General features: G+C 73.1%; 17 protein-coding genes. 5 read left to right on the forward strand and 12 right to left on the reverse strand.

Going from position 1 to position 14,570, the window contains the following annotated elements; genetic code table 11:
• From C1J01_RS36900 to C1J01_RS36935, 8 genes are all read right to left on the reverse strand, one after another.
• A partial coding sequence (locus tag C1J01_RS36900; protein ID WP_146615860.1) for a serine/threonine-protein kinase occupies nucleotides 1-1,130 on the reverse strand: 1,130 nt, incomplete at its 3' end.
• A 130-nt stretch (nucleotides 1,131-1,260) separates the two neighbouring features.
• Complete coding sequence (locus C1J01_RS36905; RefSeq protein WP_111183602.1) at nucleotides 1,261-1,773, reverse strand: YbaK/EbsC family protein; 513 nt, start codon at nucleotides 1,771-1,773, stop codon at nucleotides 1,261-1,263.
• Between the two features lie 61 nt (nucleotides 1,774-1,834).
• Nucleotides 1,835-3,394, reverse strand: a complete 1,560-nt coding sequence (locus C1J01_RS36910) for a flavin monoamine oxidase family protein (protein ID WP_111183603.1) — start codon at nucleotides 3,392-3,394, stop codon at nucleotides 1,835-1,837.
• 49 nt (nucleotides 3,395-3,443) lie between these two features.
• Complete coding sequence (locus C1J01_RS36915; protein WP_111183604.1) at nucleotides 3,444-4,286, reverse strand: M55 family metallopeptidase; 843 nt, start codon at nucleotides 4,284-4,286, stop codon at nucleotides 3,444-3,446.
• Nucleotides 4,287-4,340: 54 nt separating this feature from the next.
• On the reverse strand, nucleotides 4,341-5,549 hold the full coding sequence (locus C1J01_RS36920) for a DUF6395 domain-containing protein (protein WP_111183605.1): 1,209 nt from the start codon (nucleotides 5,547-5,549) through the stop codon (nucleotides 4,341-4,343).
• Nucleotides 5,540-5,902, reverse strand: coding sequence for a hypothetical protein (locus C1J01_RS36925; RefSeq protein ID WP_111183606.1), 363 nt, complete (start codon nucleotides 5,900-5,902; stop codon nucleotides 5,540-5,542). Before C1J01_RS36925 ends, C1J01_RS36920 begins: the two co-directional genes overlap by 10 nt.
• Nucleotides 5,903-6,002: 100 nt before the next feature.
• The gene (locus C1J01_RS36930; protein WP_111183607.1) at nucleotides 6,003-6,776 is read right to left on the reverse strand and encodes an enoyl-CoA hydratase/isomerase family protein; all 774 of its coding nucleotides are present in this window, start codon (nucleotides 6,774-6,776) and stop codon (nucleotides 6,003-6,005) included.
• Nucleotides 6,777-6,799: 23 nt separating this feature from the next.
• Nucleotides 6,800-7,456 carry a hypothetical protein gene (locus C1J01_RS36935; protein WP_111183608.1) on the reverse strand — a complete coding sequence of 219 codons (657 nt, stop codon included), beginning with the start codon at nucleotides 7,454-7,456 and terminating at the stop codon, nucleotides 6,800-6,802.
• Between the two features lie 108 nt (nucleotides 7,457-7,564).
• On the opposite strand from C1J01_RS36935, the gene C1J01_RS36940 reads away from it, so the two are divergent.
• The gene (locus C1J01_RS36940; RefSeq protein WP_111183609.1) at nucleotides 7,565-7,849 is read left to right on the forward strand and encodes a hypothetical protein; all 285 of its coding nucleotides are present in this window, start codon (nucleotides 7,565-7,567) and stop codon (nucleotides 7,847-7,849) included.
• Nucleotides 7,850-8,016: 167 nt separating this feature from the next.
• Here C1J01_RS36940 and C1J01_RS36945 read toward each other — a convergent pair whose 3' ends face one another.
• A complete protein-coding gene (locus C1J01_RS36945; RefSeq protein ID WP_111183610.1) occupies nucleotides 8,017-8,709 on the reverse strand; it encodes a rhodanese-like domain-containing protein in 693 nt (230 codons plus the stop codon).
• A gap of 81 nt (nucleotides 8,710-8,790) precedes the next feature.
• Between C1J01_RS36945 and C1J01_RS36950 the strand changes: the two genes are divergently transcribed.
• On the forward strand, nucleotides 8,791-10,818 hold the full coding sequence (locus tag C1J01_RS36950; RefSeq protein ID WP_235854914.1) for a CehA/McbA family metallohydrolase: 2,028 nt from the start codon (nucleotides 8,791-8,793) through the stop codon (nucleotides 10,816-10,818).
• Nucleotides 10,819-10,829: 11 nt separating this feature from the next.
• On the opposite strand, the gene C1J01_RS36955 is transcribed toward C1J01_RS36950, so the two are convergent.
• Nucleotides 10,830-11,270, reverse strand: coding sequence for a PaaI family thioesterase (locus C1J01_RS36955; RefSeq protein WP_111183611.1), 441 nt, complete (start codon nucleotides 11,268-11,270; stop codon nucleotides 10,830-10,832).
• Between the two features lie 39 nt (nucleotides 11,271-11,309).
• Nucleotides 11,310-11,870 (reverse strand): TetR/AcrR family transcriptional regulator, encoded by a 561-nt coding sequence (locus C1J01_RS36960; protein WP_235854916.1) that lies wholly within the window; start codon nucleotides 11,868-11,870, stop codon nucleotides 11,310-11,312.
• An 80-nt stretch (nucleotides 11,871-11,950) separates the two neighbouring features.
• On the opposite strand from C1J01_RS36960, the gene C1J01_RS52635 reads away from it, so the two are divergent.
• Nucleotides 11,951-12,412, forward strand: a complete 462-nt coding sequence (locus tag C1J01_RS52635) for an MDR/zinc-dependent alcohol dehydrogenase-like family protein (protein ID WP_235854915.1) — start codon at nucleotides 11,951-11,953, stop codon at nucleotides 12,410-12,412.
• A 41-nt stretch (nucleotides 12,413-12,453) separates the two neighbouring features.
• Nucleotides 12,454-13,431 carry a zinc-binding dehydrogenase gene (locus C1J01_RS36970; RefSeq protein WP_111183612.1) on the forward strand — a complete coding sequence of 326 codons (978 nt, stop codon included), beginning with the start codon at nucleotides 12,454-12,456 and terminating at the stop codon, nucleotides 13,429-13,431.
• 4 nt (nucleotides 13,432-13,435) lie between these two features.
• Here C1J01_RS36970 and C1J01_RS36975 read toward each other — a convergent pair whose 3' ends face one another.
• Nucleotides 13,436-13,909 (reverse strand): helix-turn-helix domain-containing protein, encoded by a 474-nt coding sequence (locus tag C1J01_RS36975; protein ID WP_181449176.1) that lies wholly within the window; start codon nucleotides 13,907-13,909, stop codon nucleotides 13,436-13,438.
• Nucleotides 13,910-13,969: 60 nt separating this feature from the next.
• Here C1J01_RS36975 and C1J01_RS54295 point away from each other — a divergent pair, with 60 nt between their 5' ends.
• A complete protein-coding gene (locus C1J01_RS54295) occupies nucleotides 13,970-14,545 on the forward strand; it encodes an MFS transporter (protein WP_111183613.1) in 576 nt (191 codons plus the stop codon).
• The last annotated feature ends 25 nt before the right edge of the window (nucleotides 14,546-14,570 follow it).

Genomic DNA, 14,570 nt, shown 5'->3' on the forward strand with positions numbered 1-14,570 from the left:
GCCGGGGGCGGCGGGTAGGGCCCCGCCTCGCGCTGCTGGATACGCCGCAGCTCCTCCGGGGTCACCCGGCGGGTCGGGTAGGGGTCGGCCTGGTCGGGCAGCAGCGACTCGTACGGCTGCTCGCCGGAGGCGCCGCCGAGCAACGACTCGTACGGACGCCCGGGCCCCGGCACATGCGGTGATTCGGCGCCGTCGATCAGCCGCCGCGGCGTCATCGGCGGAGTCGAGACGTCGTAGGGCGGTTTGTCGCCCACCCGCGGCGGCGGCGGGAACGGCACCGGCTGCGGCGGGTCGGTGCGCGCCGGCACGGTGGTGATCTCCTCGGCCCGGCCGGGCGGCCTGGCCGGCAACATCCGCGCGGTCTGCTCGGCCAGCTCGGCCGCCTTGGGGCGTTTGGCCGGGTTGCGCTGGAAGGCCGCCTTCAGCAGCGGCTGCAGCTCGGCGGGCGCGGCGCCGATGTCGGCCTTGCCCGCGGTGATGTTGTAGAAGACCATCTCCAGCGTGCCCTTGCCGAAGGGCGGCTGGCCGGAGGCGGCGAACAGCAGCGTGCCGGCCCAGGCGTGCACGTCGACCTCGGGACCGGCCTCGTGGCCCTCGATGATCTCGGGCGCGAGGTAGCCGGGCGTGCCGATGAACATGCCGGTCTGCGTCAGCCGGGTCGCGTCGACCGCCTGCGCGATGCCGAAGTCGATGAGGACGGGCTCGCCGTCGAGGATCAGCACGTTGCCGGGCTTGAGGTCGCGGTGGATCACGCCCACCGAGTGGACCGCGGCCAGCGCGGACGCCACCCCGTGCGCGACCTTGACCAGGGCGGGCAGGTCGAGCGGCCCGTCGTCCTTGACGATCTCGTCGAGGGGGCGGCCGGGCACGTAACGGGTGACGATGTAGGGACGATGACCGGTCACGTCGGCGTCGAGCACCTCGGCGATGTAGCTGCTGCGGACCCGCTGCATCGTCTCGACCTCGCGCGAAAGCCGCCGCCTGGCGACCTCGTCACCGGCGACCTCTCCGCGCAGGACCTTGACCGCCACCTGGCGCCCCTGCGGATCGACGGCGAGATGGACAACGCCCATCCCGCCTTCACCGAGCCGCCTGAGCAGCCGGTAAGGGCCGAGTCGGTCATCGTTCATGGCATGAAGCACCATACCGGCTTAATCCCCGCCCACGAGATGAACCACGAGGCCACATTCCCACTCGTACAACGTCCAGAAAGGCCCCATGGGTTTCCCATCCAACGGTCTCGAAACGGCTTCGGTTCAGTCATCCGGCCAAGGAGAGCACCTCTGCTCTCTTCAGGCCGGCCAGGGTGGCGCCCGGGATGGCGAGCTTCGACCTGCGCACGCCGCTGCCGATCACCACGCGCGCGTGCTCGGCGACGTGCGTGTCGACCAGGATCGGCCACTCCTCCGGCAGGCCGATGGGCGTGATGCCGCCGTACTCCATGCCGGTCAGCTCGACCGCGTCGGCCATCGGCGCGAAGCTGGCCTTGCGGGCGTCGAGGTGTTTGCGCACCACGCCGTTGACGTCGACCCGCATCGTCGCCAGCACCATGCACGCGGCGTAGCGCGTCTCGCCGCCCCGCTTGGCCGCCACGACCACGCAGTTGGCCGACTCGTCGAGGCGCACGCCGTAGCGCTCGCAGAACGCCGCCGTGTCGGCCAGATCGGGGTCGATCTCGGCCACCTCGACGCCCTCCACGTGTGTCACGGCGCGGGCCACCGGCTCCGCCAGGAGGTCGATCCGCTCGGTCGCGGGCACCCAGTGCAACGTCATCCCATCTCCTCGTTCGCTTCTCCCCAGGAGCCTATTGCGGCCCTGAGGAGCAGCGGGCGCGTCACGGGGACCGCAGCACACGTTCGTGCAGCTCGGTGACGACACCGCGGGCGGACTCCATGGCCCCCGCCTGCCAGGCGATCAGATGGGTGAGCCAGTCGCCCGCGAAGTAAACCCTTCCGGCGGGGCGTTGCAGAAGAGTGAAGGACGAATCAACGGACGGCCAGCGCACCCAGCCGCCCTCGATGTGCTCCTGGCGCTCCCAGGCGATGGAGGCGCTGGACAACACGTTCTGCCGGTACTTCTCGCCGTGGATCTTCTTGCCCTGGGTGAGCGCGCGGCGGCGGCGGTCGTCGGGGGTGAGGGCGGCGTAGAGCTCGGCGTTCGCGTCGGTGTTGTAGTAGCCGACGAGCAGGCCGCGCTCGGAGTGGTAACCGTGCGAGGGGTACCAGATGTGGGTGATGTCGAGGTCGGTCTCGGTGACGCCGCCGTAGATGCGGTCCTCCAGCTCCCACCAGCGGGTGCCGTACTCCAGGCCGATCTTGCCGGCGGGCACCGGGACCGGCGTGCGCAGCGCGGCGGTGACCTGGGCGCCGAGGTTGTGCGGGATCCTGGCGAGGATGTGGGGCGGGAGCGCGGCGATGCAGTAGTCGGCCTTGACCGTGCCACCAGCGCCGCCGCTGTACGTCACCTCGACGCCGTCGGCCAGGGTGGTGATCTTGGTGACCCGGGCGCCGGTCCTGATCCGGTCGGCGCCGACGGCCTCGACGAGCTTGGTCACGATGGCGTCCATGCCGCCGACCGGCTGGAACATGGGGGTGGCCTGGTCGTAGCCGAAGTCGTTGGTGATGGCGTGGCCGGTGCCGGCGGCGAGGACCTGGTGGAGCGAGCCGGGGGCCGGGATGGGGCTGCCGGCGCCGATCGCCGGAAATTTCGTGAAACCGCGCCGCTCGGAGCCCTCGTACTCCAGCTTCGGGCCGAGGTCGCCGAACCTGCGCAGGAAGTCCAGCAGCCGCTCCCGGTCGTCCTTGGTGATCATCTTGTCGAGCGCGCCGAGATCGGTGGCCTTGGCGAGCAGCTCGGCGACATATCCGTACATGTCGGCTTGGGCGGTGCGGGCGCGCATGGTCTGCCCGTTGGTGTGGACGTACGCCGCGGCGTTGCGGTTGACGAACGTCTCGATGGGGACGCCCAGCTCACGGCAGTAGTCGAGGGTCACCATCCACGGCGCGATCCGGCCGGGTCCGGCGTTGAAGTAGACGCCCTCGCCGAACCTCACCTCCTGGGCCGGGCCCCTCAGCTCGGTCAGGCGGTCGCCGCCGCGCAGCGTGAGGTTCCGGCCGCCCGCCTTGGCCCTGGCCTCCAGGATCGTGCAGTCGTAGCCGGCCTTGCCCAGCTCGTACGCGGCCGTCAGCCCGGCCACGCCCGCCCCCAGGATCACCACCGAGGCCGCCGCCCTGCCGCGCAGGGCGAAGTCGCCCGGCCGCGGCGGAGTGAACGCCTTGTCCTGCTCGGACGGCGCCAGGCCGAGCGCGCCCATGGCGGCGTACATGGCGCCCGCGCCGCCGACCGCCCCGATCCCGACGAGCAGCCCACGCCGGGTCAGCGCCGCGCCTTCCACCTCTTCCGCTCCCTACGCCCGATCTGTGTGGCCCGTTCCTGTTGATCCGTCAGCCGTACGGGCCGCTGCCGCAGGCGACCTGGCCGCCGATCGTGGCGAAGATGCCGAAGAGCGCCATGATCTGGGTGAAGTCGTCGGTGGTGAACTCGGTGTGGCGCGGCCCCGCCGACTTCACGCCGGGCACCAGCGACACGGCCGCGGCGATGGCCGTGGAGTTCCACTCGACCCCCAGCGTGTACGGCGCCGCCACCTCGTAGGGCGTGAAGTCGTTCAACCGGCCCAGGGCGCGCTGCATGGCCTCACGGATCAGCCGCTGGGCGACGACCGGGGCCAGCAGTTCGGCCGAGAACTTGTCGATGCCGTTCTTCACCGCCACCGTCTCGACGTCGCCGAGCAGCTCGCGGGCCTCCTCGCCGACGGCCTCGTCGCCGGTCACCAGCACGACCGGCACGCCGTGGAACCCGGCGCACGCGGCCACCAGCCGGGTCTCGCCGCAGAGCTCGCCGTTGAGGTAGACGTTCTGGATCTCCTTGCCCATCCAGGTGTGGTTGAGCACGCCGTGGGGAACGCCGGCGCGGGCGTGGTAGCCGACGAAGGCGGCCGCCTGGAACGTCCCGTCGAGCCCGTGGGCCATGCGCTGCGCCTTGCCGGGGCCCCTGATGAGGGTCGCCCGCGGGTCGAGCAGGTCGATGCGGAGGTTCTTGGTGGAGCCGTGGGCGTCGTTGACCAGCACGCCGCTCGCCCCGCCCGCGTACGCGCCCTCGACGGCGGCGTTGGCGTCGGCGGTCATCAGCTCACAGCCGCGCTCGTAGCCGCGCTTGCCGGCGTGCATCTCCTCGGGGTCGGTGAGCCCCGTCACGCCCTCCATGTCGACCGACAGATAGACCTTCACACTCTCTCCTCGAACCACCGGCCGGCCGGGAACGGGCCGGGAAGACCGCTGCCGTCAGGTGCCCCACGTCTCCACCCGGCGCACCTCGTCCTCCGTCATGAGGCCGACGTTCGCCTCGACGAACGACGCCGCCTCCGCGCGCCACCGCTCGGGGATCTCTCCGAGGGCGGGCGGGTAGCAGTGCTCCAGCCAGCTCGTCGACTCCTCGGTGGCGTCGAAGTAGTCGAGCACCGGGCCGAACACGGTGTCCTCGATCCCGGGGACGCGGGCCAGCCCGTACTCGATCATCTCCTGTCCGCCGTACGGCGGCTTCTTGAGCCACTTGCGGGCGACCGGGCTGTCGGCGGTGACGGGCGTGTCGAGCGGGCGGCGTTCGACGGCGGCCTGGATCAGCTCCTTGTACAGGCACTTGCCGCAGACGCGGCAGGGGCCGCCGGTGCCGCGCAGGCACCACCGCACCTGCTCGCGCAGCGGCGAGCCGAGCGCCAGGCGCATCGTGACGGCCTCGCTCACGCCGCCGACCGGCAGCACGATGTGCACGCCCGCGGCGGCGAAGAGGCGGCCCCATCTGCCGTGCGGGGCCCACATGGGGTTGTCGGGGGTGAAGCGCCACAGGTACCGGCCGCCGCCGAGCCAGCGCGAGCCCATCTCGTAGCCGAAGCCGAGGCCGCCGAGGTCGAGCCGGTCGGCGAGCAGCAGCGCCCCCGCCGCCACCGCGTGGTGCTCGGGGTAGCCGGGACGGGGCTCGGCGAGGGTGTACTCCAGGTCGGAGGTGACGACGCTCAGCTCGCGGCCGGTCTTCGCGGCCAGCCGGGCCAGCACGTCGGAGCGGTAGTGCGGCCAGCGGTTCGGGACGCGCGGGTGGTTCACCCGCTGGAAGTGCACGAACGGCGCCTGCGGGTACATCGTGGCCGCCGCCACCGAGTCGGCCCCGCCGCTGTAGGAGATCGCCAGCGTGGCCCCCGGGCTCCGCCGCTCGGCCCCGATCGGGCCGGCCTCGATCCCCCAGCCGTCGTGCAGGGCCTCGGCCAGCTCCGCCGAGATCGCCCGGTCGAACGTGATCCGCCGGCGCGTCCAGGGGGCCACGACCGTCCAGGCGGCCACGGCGTACAGGTCGGGGTGGGCGTCGCCGGGGACGCCGCCGATCGAGCAGGAGTTCGTGGCCAGCTTGATCGGGTGCTCGTCGGACGCCTTGCCGGTGATCTCGTCTTCGGGGTCGAGGCGGAAGCTCAGCCGGGTGCCGGCGCTCCACGTCACGCGCACGGTTGCTCCTCCGTGCGGGTACGGGCGCGCAGCTCGTCGATCGCCTGCCAGACCAGGACCTCGTTCTGCAGCACGCCGTCGAGGGCCTGGGCCGTCTGCTGGGCGAGCCTGCGGGTCTCGTCGACCTTGGCCTTCAACGCCGGGTCGACCGGCTTGGGCGGGGCCGGCGCGGGCCGGGCGTCGCGGAGCCGTTCCACTTCCTTCTGCAGGGTGGCGACCTCGCGGCGCAGGGTCTGGACCTCCCAGAGCGCGTCCCTGATGTCCTGGCGGTGATCAGAGATCGAGATGTAGCGGGAGTCGAACCATGTCCGCACGGCCTTCCTGAGCCGATCGGGGACGAGGGCGCGCATCATGAAACGCCACCATAGTGGTAAACCCGCGCCGACAATGACGAGCCATCCACTTCCGTACGGGCGGGGCATGCGGGAAATCACACCCCGCCCTCGGGCAGTGTCAGCGGCCGGTGAACTTCGGCTTGGACTTCTCGGCGAACGCGCGCATGCCGATCGTGGCGTCGTCGGTGGCGAACAGGCCGGAGAACTGCAGCCGCTCGATCTCCAGGCCCGTGTCGAGGTCGACCTCCAGGCCCTGGTCGACGGCCTGCTTGGCGGCGCGCAGCGCGACCGTCGCGCCGCCCACGAACGTGGCCGCCCACTCCAGGGCCGCCGTGTAGACCTGCTCGTCGGGCACCACGCGGTCGACCAGGCCCATCGCGAGGGCCTCGGCGGCGGGCACGTGACGGCCGGAGAAGATGAGGTCCTTCGCGCGGGCCGGGCCGATCAGGCGGGGCAGGCGCTGGGTGCCGCCCGCGCCCGGGATGATGCCGAGCAGGATCTCCGGCTGCCCCAGCTTGGCCGACTCGCCCGCGACCCGGAAGTCGGCGCACAGGGCGAGCTCGCAGCCGCCGCCCAGGGCGTAGCCGCTGATGGCGGCGATCACCGGCTTGCCGACGCGGGCGACCGCGGTGAAGCAGTCCTGGAGGGTGCGGGAGTGCTTGGACATGTCGGCGTACGACATGCCGGCCATCTCCTTGATGTCCGCGCCCGCGGCGAACACGCGCTCGCCGCCGTAAAGGATCACGGCCTGGACCTGCGGGTCGCCGTCGACGATGCCGGCCGCCTCGGCGATCTCCCGCTGCACCTGGCCGTTGAGGGCGTTCATCTTCGGACGGTCAAGACGGATCGTGGCGATCTGGTCGGCCACCTCGACGCTCACAAACTCACCCATGTGCCGAACCTAACAGTTCATGGTCATCGCGCCGCGGCCGACTTGACCTCCTCCACGGTCTTCTTGCTGCGCGATACCCGGACGAGCGCCGCCGACAGGCGGGCCAGGTCGCCGCCCGAGCCGACCAGCTTGGCCAGACGGCCGGGCTGGCGGGGCAGGCCGAGCTTGCCCGCGCCGTCCAGGACCCGTTCGTCCAGGTGCGGCGCCACCTGCGGCCAGACGGCCTGGACCTCGCGCAGGAAGATGTCCGCCCCGGTGGGACCGATGCCGGGGAACTCCATCAGCAGTCGCGCGATCCCCCGCTCGTCGCCGCCGGCCTCGTCGCGCAGCCGGCGCAGATCGCCCTTCCAGCGGTCGACGAGCAGCTCGGCGCCCTCGCCGAGCATGGTGGAGGTGCGCTCGTCGTAGCGGCGGTAGTGGCCGCGGCCCAGCGCGTCCACGCGGTCCTGCCAGCTCGCGTCCCGCATGCCCTTGGGCGTGCCGTAGCCGGCCTTGAACAGCTCCTTCGCCGCGGCCACCGCGATGTCCGCCGAGATGCGGGCGCTCAGCAGCGTGGCCAGGACGAGCAGCTGGTAGAGCGGTTTCGGCCGGTCGGACAGCCGGATGCCGGCCTCCCCGCAGAACGTGCGGCCGTAGCGGTCGAGCAGCACGTCGAGCACGGCTCCCTCGTTCTTTCCCATGCGGCCCCGCTACCCGGGACCCGTCGCGGCATTCCACGCGGCGGGTTTGGCTCCGAGCCCCTCGGGGAGGCGACCCGGGACCGACACGCCACACGAAGGAGCAGGGTCGTGCTGACACTGACGGACAACGCCGTGGCGGCCATCCGGGACCTGATGGTCGGCGAGGACGTGCCCGCCGACGCCGGGCTGCGGATCGCGCCGAAGGAGGACCAGGCCGGAACGCTGGAGGTCTCGCTGGCGAGCACGCCGTTCGAGGGCGACCAGGTGGTCGAGAAGGAGGACGTGCGCGTCTTCGTGGCACAGGACGCCGTGCAGGTCCTCGACGACAAGTCGCTCGACGCCCAGCCCGGCACGCCGGGGCACCCGACGTTCCGCCTCAACCGCCGGGCCTGAGCCCGGCCGCCCCGCGAAGGGGCGCCATCCGGCCGGGCCCGCGCCCGGCCGCTCCCGCGCCTCGGCCTACTCCCGCGCCTCGGCCCCGCGTGGGTCGGCCCGTGAGTCGGCCCGTGAGTCGGCCCGTGGGTCGGCCCGTGGGTCGGCCCGTGAGCCGGCCGGCGGTCTCAGCCCCGGTCCGACTCGGTCTGCGGCGGGCGGACGTCGCCGAGGCCGAACAGGCCGACCAGCGTCCCGTCCTGATGGGTGACCACCACGTGGTCCACCTTGGCCTTGTCCATGCGCCGGACCAGCGCGTCGATCTCCTCGCTCGGCCGTACCGTGGTCGCGCCCACCCGCATCGCGCTCTCGGCGGTGGCGTCCAGGTCGGCGCCCTTGAGCTCGCGCGAGCCGACGACCCCCTGGACGACGTCGTCCTCGTCCACGACGACCGCGAGTCCGGCCGGGTCGGCGATGATGCGCTCGGTGAGCGAGCCCAGCGGGTCGTCCAGAACGGCTGTGACCGGGTCGCGCCGGACGGTCTGCGACACCAGCGCCGCGTGCCCCTCGTACGGCAGGTCCGCCGAGAGCCAGTCCATCTTGCCCAGGACGTAGTCGTGGACCCGGGTGAAGCCCAGCCGCTTCAGGCGGTGGGCGGCGCGCGGGCTCAGGTCGCAGAGCGCGTCGTGGCAGTAGACGATCACCGGGCGCTCCGGGTCCAGCGTCGTCGCGGCCGCCCGGTCGAGCTGCCGCAACGGCACGTTGCGCGCCTGCGGCAGGTGCGCCCAGGCGTACTCCGGCTCGGGAAGCACCTCGACGAGCTGGGCCTCCCCCGTGTCGAGCAGTTCCCGCACCGCTTCCCTGTCGATGATGTGCGTCATGTCTCCCAGCTACCCCCAAAGGGGGGACACAGCGGACCATTCGTGTCACGATGACGGCGCACCGTCTTCAGGGAGTGTCCGATGTGTAACGATCCGTTGCGTTCCGACCCGCTGCTGCCTGGATCTGTGGCCTCCGCGGTGGCCGAGTACCGCGCGCTCCGCGACGCGCACGGCCCCTGCTGGGGCGAGCCGACCCTGTCGTACGTGACCCAGGCGTGGGCCACCGTCTACCTGGACCGCCGCCACGACTTCTGGAACACCGGCCTGCGTCACGTCGCCGAGCGCCACCCCGAGGTGCCCGAGCCGGCGCGGGAGGACCACCTCGGCGACGTGGACGTCGCCCGCGTGGTGCGCGACGCGCTCGGCGGGGACGTCCAGGACAACCTGCCCGTGCTGCGACTGACCCCCGGCGGCTGCGCGGTCGAGGCCGACACCCGGGTGGTGCTGGAGGGGGCGGCGTTCCGTACGGCGCTGCTGCTCGACTCCGGCAGGGACGAACCGGTCACCGTGGTCGTGGACGGCACGCCCCACACGGTCGAGCCCCGGGGCGCCCTGATCGTCGAGGTGGCCGAGTCCGTGGTCGTCGACGGCCGGCCGGTCGACCTCGCGCCGCTGAGCAGGCGGGCGGCGGCGGCCACCGTGCGGCTGCGGGCCGGGTTCCCGTGCCGGTGGAGCGTGACGACCGCGAACGGCCAAGGCTGGTACCCGCCGGGCGCGCCGCCCAAGCTGGACGGGAACCGGCGGCCCTACTTCCACGGTGACGACGTCGTGCTGGACGTGCCGGCCGAGCCGATCACGGTGACGGTGGCCAGGGGCATGGAGTACACCACCTCCGAGGTGACCGTGACGCCGCGGGCCGGCGCGGAGACGCTGGTCGAGCTGGCGCCCGAGCGCCTGTACGACGCCGCCGCCCGTGGCTGGTACGGCGGCGACCTGCACGTCCACCTCAACTGGATGGGCGAGGAGCCCGCCGCCCCCGAGCTGGCCGCCGCCGCGCAGCACGGCGAGGACCTGCACGTGCTCAACCTGGTGGCGGGCAATGTGGCGAGCGAGCGGGTCTACGACGTGGAGGCGCTGGAGCGCTGGGTGGGCGAGGACCTGCCGTGGTCCGACGAGCGGCACCTGGCCCGGATCGGCGTCGAGTACCGCAACGACCTGCTCGGCCACTGCACGGCGTTCGGGCTGCGCGGGCTGCCGAGTCGTTACCACACCGGCTTCCAGGACACGGTCGACTGGCCGCCGAACGCGGTGGCGTGCGAGGAGATGCGCACGCTCGGCGGGGTCATCTCGTACGGCCACCCGTTCCACACGGCGTTCGGCGACGACGACCCGCCGGACGTCGTGCTGGACCGGGCGCGCAACTGCTCGGCCAGGGAGATCGTGGTCGGCGCGGCGCTCGGCCTGGTGGACACCCTCGACGTGCTCAACCACTCGTCGATCCTGGCGACGGCGGCCGTCTACCGGCGTCTGCTCGGCGCGGGCAACCGGATCGGGGTGTCGGCCGGGACCGACGCCGTGCTGTCGTTCTGCCGCCGCGGCACCGCCTCCGCCCCGCCCGGCTGGGAACGCGTGTACGCCCACGTCGGCGGCCCCCTCACCGCCGAGTCGTACGCCGAGGCCGTCGCGCTCGGCCGGACGTTCGCCACCACCGGGCCGTGGCTGGAGCTCACCGTGAACGGTCACGAGCCGGGCGCCACGCTGGAGTTGCCCGCCGGGCAGGAGGTGGAGATCACGGTCTCCTCGATCGGGCCCGAGGTCGAGACCCTGGAGATCCGCACCGCCGCGGGCGTGCTCGCGCAGGGGCCTGCCGGGCGGCTGACGGCCACCATGACGACGGACGAGCCGACGTACGTGGTGGCCGTGGCGAGCGGTCCCCCGCACCCGCGCTCCCAGCACCGGCGCGGCGCCTACGCCCACACCAGCCCGGTGTACGTGGACGTCGCCGGCGCCCGCGTGGCCAGGGCGGAGGACGTGCGCTGGTGCCTGGCCTGGCTGGACCGCCTGGAGCAACTCCTGCGCGAGTTCGGCCGCTTCGACACCCCAGCCCAGCTGGACGACCACCTCGCTCTCTACGAACGCGCCAGGAAGATCTACCACTCCCGCCTCTGACCGGCCCCGGCTCAGGCTTGCCGGACGGTCTGGATGTGGGCCGTCGCGGTGGCCACGGCCACGGGCTCGCCGTCGGCGGCCAGCAGCTCGCCGGCCAGGAAGCAGACCTGACGGCCGCGCCGGACGATCCTGCCCCGCCCCACCAGCCGGCCTGGGCGGGCGGGGCGCAGGAACTGGACGTGCAGGTCGAGCGTGGGCGCGAACTGCCCCTCGGGAAGCGTCGCCACCAGAGCCGGGCCCAAGGTGTCGTCGAGCATCGCGGCCAGGAACCCGCCCTGGACCACCCCCACCGGGTTGACGAAACGCTCGCTCGCCGTGAAGGCCACCTCGATCGTGCCCGCGTCGGGATCGACGGCGAGCAGCTCCCACCCCAGGGTCTCCGCGGCCGGCGGCGGTGGCACCCGCCCCGCCATCACGTCCCAGAACGGACCCGTGCGCTTGTCCACGTCCATGCGGGTGATTCAACCCACCGCCACCGACAGTTCCGGTGCTCAGCCCCGGGGGGCGGCGGTCAGGTCGAGGCTGCCGGGCAGGGCGGCGACCGCCTCGCGGACGCGGGCCGCGAGCTCCCGCCCGTCCGGACGGTCGCCGGCCGACCAGCCGTCGAGGGCGTACCGCCAGGCCGCGACCAGCATGTCGCCCGCGAGCCGCGGGCGAGGGTCGTCCGGCAGGTCGAGCCTGCGGTGCAGGATCTCCAGCACCGCCCGCATGGTGCTGTCGCAGAAGTGCAGGGTGTGGGCGTCCATCGAGGGGGTCCGCCGCGACAGGCGGTAGCTCAGCAGCGCCCGGCCGGCCCACGCGTCGTCGGCCACCCGGTCCAGCACCGCGAGCAGGGTCGCCTCCATCAGCTCCAGCAGCGGCCGGCCGTCGGGATCGGCCTTCTCCAGCTCGTCGAGGAGGGCCCGCCACATGTCCTCGAGCGGCGCCATCGCGACCTCCTCCTTGCCGGAGAAGTAGCGGAAGAACGTGCGCTTGGACACCTCCACCTCGTCGCAGAGCTCGTCGAGGGTGACCCCGCCGAAGCCGCGGCTGCCGAACAGGGCCAGCGCCACCTCGCTCAACGTCGGCGAGGTCAGCCACGCCCTCGCCGAGGCCCCGGACGGCGCCGTCCTGGGCTGGGGACGCGGCCGGCGTGGTCGAGCGCGCGGCGGCGGACGCCTCGGGCCCGTCCGCCGGCACCCCGGTGGTCACCCTCGGACACGACGGCGCCTGGGCGGAGCTGCGCGCCGTCGACACCGCCGTGATCGGCGCCGTCCCGGACGGAGCCGACCCGGGGGCGATCAGCACCGTCCCGGTGGCGGGCGCCAGCGCGCTGCGCGCCCTGCGCAGGATCGGGCCGCTCCTGGGAAAGCGCGTGCTGGTGACCGGCGCCACCGGAGGCGTGGGGCACGACCGCTCCCTCGTCACCTTCTACCTGCTCGACGGCTCCGACCTCGTGCCGGACCTCACCTGGCTCGCCGCCCGCGTGGCGGTGGGCGACCTCGACCCCGGCATCGCCTGGCGCGGCGGCTGGGAGCGGGCGGACGAGGCGATCGCCGCCCTGCTCGGCCGCCGCCTCCACGGCAAGGCCGTGCTTGACGTCAAGTTTGGTTGAGGTTGCAGGCTCGAAGGCGACAGCCCACGAGAGGACACAAGATGCACGCCGTCGTACTGCATGCCTTCGGACCCGCGGAGAACCTCACGTACGAGACCGTTCCCGATCCCGAGCCCGGCCCCGGGCAGGTGCGCATCGCCGTCAGGGCGGCCGGAGTGCACCTGGTGGAGACCAAGATGCGGCAGGGCGTGGCCGACGGCTTCCTGCCGCCGCTGCCCGAGCTGCCCGCGATCTTCGGGGGCGAGGTGGCCGGCCGCGTGGACGCCGCCGGGCCCGGCGTGGACCCGGCCTGGGTCGGCCGCGACGTCGTCACCGCCGGCGGGCGGCCCGGCGGGTACGCCGAGCTGGCCGTGGCCGACGTGACGGCCGTCCACCGCATGCCGGTCAACCTCGACTACGACGCGGCCGTCGCGATGATCGTCACCGGCTGCACCACCCTGCAGTTCCTGGACGTGGCCAAGCTGACCGCCGAGGACGTCGTCCTGGTGACCTCGGCGGCGGGCGGGATCGGGCGGCTGGTCGTCCAGTACGCCCGTGGTCTCGGCGCGCGGGTGATCGGCGCGGCCGGCGGGCCCGCCAAGGTGGCCGCCGTCCGCGAGCTGGGCGCCGACCTGGCCGTCGACTACGACGAACCCGGCTGGGAGCGGACGGTCGCCGAGCGGCTCGGCGGCCGGAAGGTGACCGCCGTGCTCGACGGGGTGGGCGGCGACAAGGCGCGCGCGACGTTCGGCCTGCTCGCCGACGGCGGCCGGTTCCTCAGCATCGGCAACGCCTCCCATCAGCCGGCCGACCCGGACCCCCGGCTGATCGAGGAGCGCGCCCTGACCGTGACCAACGCCCTGCTGGTCATCCTCGAACGCGGCCACGAACGCCCCGAGTACGAGGCCAGGGCGCTGGCCGCGGCGGCCGACGGCCGGCTCGTCCCCGCCGTCCAGACGTTCCCGCTGGCGGAGGCCGCCGCCGCGCACGCCGCCCTGGAGTCACGGCGGACGACGGGCAAGGTCGTGCTCGTCCCGTGACCGGTCATGGACCGCCCGGCGGATCAGCCGGGTGGCCCATGACGAGGACGAGCGCGTCGAGCAGGCGTTGCCAGTCGGTCTCGGGCAGGTCCCGCCCGAGCGGTGCGGCGGCGCCGGCCAGCGCGTCGAACAACCTGGTCCGCACCGCCCGGTCGTCCTCCCCCAGCAGCCCGGCCAGCGTGCCGACCGCGTGCCGGAAACGCCGGCCGCGCGCGAACTCCTGCAGGGACGGCGGCACGACAGGGGCGGACGGGCCCGCGTCCGCGCCGGGCTCCGCCAAGGTGATCACCAGGCGGGTGCCGAGGGCCTCGGCCAGCCGGTCGAGGGCGGAGACGGTCGGGTTGCCGCGGCCGTTCTCCAGGTTGGCCACATAGGGGACCGACAGCGCGGCGTCGGTGGCCACCGACGCGACGGTCCGGCCGAGTGCGGCCCGGCGGCGGCGCAACCGCCGACCCAGCTCCGCGTGATCCACGCTCATATTTTGACAGGATACCTCCTTCCCTGATTCTCTTCTGACAGGAAAGCATCGGGAGGGACGATGGTGCCGCCGGCTCTGCGCGTACGGGACTTCCGGCTCCTGTGGGCGGCCCGGGGGGTCGCGGGGCTCGGCACGAGCATGCTGGTCGTCGCGATCCCCGCCCATGTCCACGCCGTCACCGGCTCGGTGCTGGCCACCGGTGTCACCCTCGCCTTCGAATACCTGCCGTCGCTGCTGCTGGGGCCGTTCGCCGGGGTCATGGCCGACCGGTGGGACCGCCGCCGACTGATGATCGCCACCGATCTCGGTCACGCGCTGGCGATCTCCGTGACGCTGCTCGCCGTGACGCCAGAGACGATCTGGCTCGTGTACGTGGCGGTGCTCGGGCAAGGCTCGGCCGCCGTGGTCTTCCGTCCCGCCGCCCAGGCCCACACCCCTTCCGTGGTGGGCACCGGCCCTGCGCTGACGAGCGCGAACTCGCTCAGCGCCGTCACCACGGGCGTGGTCGGACTCGTGGGGCCGCCGGTCGGCGGGCTGCTGTTCGCGTTCGCGGGGATCGGCGCGGTGATCGTCGCCAGCGCCACCGCCGGCCTCCTGTCCGCAGCCACCATCGCCCTGTCTCTTATACCCATCTGACGCTGCCGACGATCTTACGCGTGCA

This window comes from Nonomuraea aridisoli, from assembly GCF_003236395.1.
GTDB lineage: Bacteria > Actinomycetota > Actinomycetes > Streptosporangiales > Streptosporangiaceae > Nonomuraea > Nonomuraea aridisoli.

Excerpts from the sequence above, each read along its gene's own strand:
- C1J01_RS36935 (WP_111183608.1), bottom strand. The coding sequence starts at position 7,456 with ATGGGAAAGAACGAGGGAGCCGTGCTCGACGTGCTGCTCGACCGCTAC.
- C1J01_RS36975 (WP_181449176.1), bottom strand. The coding sequence starts at position 13,909 with ATGAGCGTGGATCACGCGGAGCTGGGTCGGCGGTTGCGCCGCCGCCGG.
- C1J01_RS36905 (WP_111183602.1), bottom strand. The coding sequence starts at position 1,773 with ATGACGTTGCACTGGGTGCCCGCGACCGAGCGGATCGACCTCCTGGCG.
- C1J01_RS36945 (WP_111183610.1), bottom strand. The coding sequence starts at position 8,709 with ATGACGCACATCATCGACAGGGAAGCGGTGCGGGAACTGCTCGACACG.
- C1J01_RS36955 (WP_111183611.1), bottom strand. The coding sequence starts at position 11,270 with ATGGACGTGGACAAGCGCACGGGTCCGTTCTGGGACGTGATGGCGGGG.
- C1J01_RS36930 (WP_111183607.1), bottom strand. The coding sequence starts at position 6,776 with ATGGGTGAGTTTGTGAGCGTCGAGGTGGCCGACCAGATCGCCACGATC.
- C1J01_RS36925 (WP_111183606.1), bottom strand. The coding sequence starts at position 5,902 with ATGATGCGCGCCCTCGTCCCCGATCGGCTCAGGAAGGCCGTGCGGACA.
- C1J01_RS36970 (WP_111183612.1), top strand. The coding sequence starts at position 12,454 with ATGCACGCCGTCGTACTGCATGCCTTCGGACCCGCGGAGAACCTCACG.
- C1J01_RS54295 (WP_111183613.1), top strand. The coding sequence starts at position 13,970 with ATGGTGCCGCCGGCTCTGCGCGTACGGGACTTCCGGCTCCTGTGGGCG.
- C1J01_RS36950 (WP_235854914.1), top strand. The coding sequence starts at position 8,791 with ATGTGTAACGATCCGTTGCGTTCCGACCCGCTGCTGCCTGGATCTGTG.